The organism is Microcystis sp. M53598_WE2 (assembly GCF_030067735.1).
Lineage (GTDB): Bacteria > Cyanobacteriota > Cyanobacteriia > Cyanobacteriales > Microcystaceae > Microcystis > Microcystis aeruginosa.
In genome coordinates, this window is sequence record NZ_JASJFE010000418.1 from 1 (window position 1) to 2,443 (window position 2,443).

General features: G+C 44.3%; 1 protein-coding gene. It reads right to left on the reverse strand.

Annotated features, from left to right (window positions below):
- Positions 1-545 precede the first annotated feature (545 nt).
- Positions 546-2,342: an SUMF1/EgtB/PvdO family nonheme iron enzyme gene (locus PX636_RS08890; protein WP_288116796.1), complete on the reverse strand. Its 1,797-nt coding sequence runs from the start codon at positions 2,340-2,342 to the stop codon at positions 546-548.
- Between the last annotated feature and the right edge of the window lie 101 nt (positions 2,343-2,443).

Here is a 2,443-nt window from a genome sequence, read left to right on the forward strand (position 1 = left end):
ATTGGCCTTAGGATTAAACTTTGAACAGATAGCACAGGCTTTAGAATTAGAAATCGAACAGGTTAGACAAGCAACTCAAGGGGAATAGGAAAAGTTCAAGGCGATCGCAATAAGGTTAGATAGCGTATCATGCTAAACGACTTTTGTACTATAGCAGAGAGACTAGCTGTGTCATCATTAGACAACTCCGAAAACGTAGGAACAATTTATGAATTTTACTCCGAAAACGTAGGGACAATTCATGAATTGTCCCTACCAAGGGTTTCAGGTTACGCATATTTAATTTTCGGAAATATCTATTCTCTATCATCTGGGATTATTGGCATATCTGTAATGATTTGATGGCATCGAACACAAGCCTTAACCCCTTGTTCCAAACGCCATCGACAGAAATTGAAAATCGAATCTTCTATGCAAACCCTAATTAAGTCTTCAACTGTTCATCTGAGATATTAACAGTAATGGAAGCCATTAAAAATCTCAAAAAAAAAATCGACCCGCCCTTAGGCGGGAGACAAAGGGCAAAAGAGCAAAAGAACAAAGGGTTAAAGTCCTGGGGAGACACACGCAACCCGAAAACCGTAACCGAAATGGCCTATTATGCGGGTGTAATCGTCGTGGCGGTTAGCGGAACGGCAGTACCTTGATAAAGTCTCCCAAGAGCCGCCGCGCACTATTTTGAAAGGATTGGCTCTTTGATAATTTGTTATCCAAGCACTGCCATCCTTTGGCGCATTCTCATAGGTACTATGCCAATCGTCTTCGCACCACTCCCAAACATTGCCAATCATGTCATGGAGTCCCCAAGCATTGGGCTTTTTCTGACCCACAGGATGAATTGTCTGCTGAGAATTTCCGTCATACCAAGCGTAATCTCCTAACTGATTAGCATCATCACCGAAATAAAAGCGAGTGGTTGTCCCCGCACGACAGGCATATTCCCATTCCGCTTCCGTGGGGAGGCGATAGGTTTTTCCGGTTATTCGACTCAATTTCTTACAAAAGGCTTGAGCGTCGTCCCAACTAACATTTTCTACTGGATTTTGGGGATTGTTTGAAAAATGACAGGGATTGGTTCCCATTACCGCTTGATATTGTGCCTGAGTCACTGGATATTTACCAATCGCAAAACTGTTGACGTTAACTTGGTGTGGAGGCTTTTCATAACTTCGAGCATCGGGATCACTGTCAGGAGATCCCATGAGAAACTCACCTGCTGGTAAGTTCACCATCTCCAGTGTTATCCCATTGGGTAGGTTTTCGGTAAATGGAGTTTTATTGCTTGGGGGTGTCCCCAGTTTAGGAAGGGGAGGAATAGGAGAGTCACCGACGACGGAGGTGATAAAATTCCCGACTCTCTCGATTACATGATTGTTGATGCGTTGAATGGCGGTTTCGAGTTCGATTTCCTCATCGGGGATTTCCACGTCTGTCCATTGCCATCCTTCCTGCTCGGCTCGCTCTAATGCGATCGCTAAACGGCCGCGCTTTTCTTCGCTGGTGACGAGGAAATTGAGCAAACTAGCCGATAGATTCTCGTTTTTGCGGAAAGATACCGCCGATTCGGAACTGAGAATGTTCTGGACAAGGGATTCCACTTCGCTGACACTGCGGGAAAGTTCCCCGTCAATGGTCACTACTCGATCGATTAAGCCTTGAAACTGTCCGATAATTGGTTTTAGGTATTGTTCTAGATTAATGGCTACTTTGGCCATTTCGATCGCTTCTTTTTCCAGACTATCTAACTCCAGCTGCAACTGATACACTTGTTTGTACCCGTTCAACTCGCCGATCATTTTCGAGAAAACCTGTTTTTGTGTATCCTGATCTTCAGCTAATTTCTGGATACTTTCGCTGATTAGGTCGATTTTCTTGAGCATAAGCAAGCTGGCGCGACCAACAAGAATGACAGTGCGGAAAATCTGCTGTTTCTGTAGTCTCAGGGTATCTCGCAGGTCGGCCGAGCCGATGCTATTCTCCAAAGATTGGCGTTTTCGCTCTGTTTCTGCCAATTTCTCGCATTTAACCGCCACTGCCTCCTTGATTTCCTCGGTCAGTGACTGGAAAAACCGCCGGTATTCATCCTTATGGTCGGCGAGAAATCCGATTAACTGGTTATAATCCCCGACTAATCTTTCCAATTCTTGAAAAGTTTCCTCGAAATTGAGGGGTTCTTCTTTTTTCCTCAATCCTAGCCATGTATGGCGGACCCGTTTTCCGGTTTTAATCAGTTGCTGTCTTTCTTGAATCTGATCCTGCAAAATTAATAAATCGGGGCGATTTAGTTGGGGAAGTTGATAGGTTTTCCGATAAAGCTTGATTTTCGCCGTTTCTTCTGCCATCGCCTTGGTCGCTGAGGGTGAGTTTTTTCTATTTTAGCCCGATTTTTGATCAGCTAGAAATATCGGCCAGAGGCGAAAAAATCAGCGACAATGATATAAAT

Bases quoted from the DNA above. Each gene is read 5' to 3' on its own strand.
- PX636_RS08890 (WP_288116796.1), bottom strand. From the start codon at position 2,342: ATGGCAGAAGAAACGGCGAAAATCAAGCTTTATCGGAAAACCTATCAA.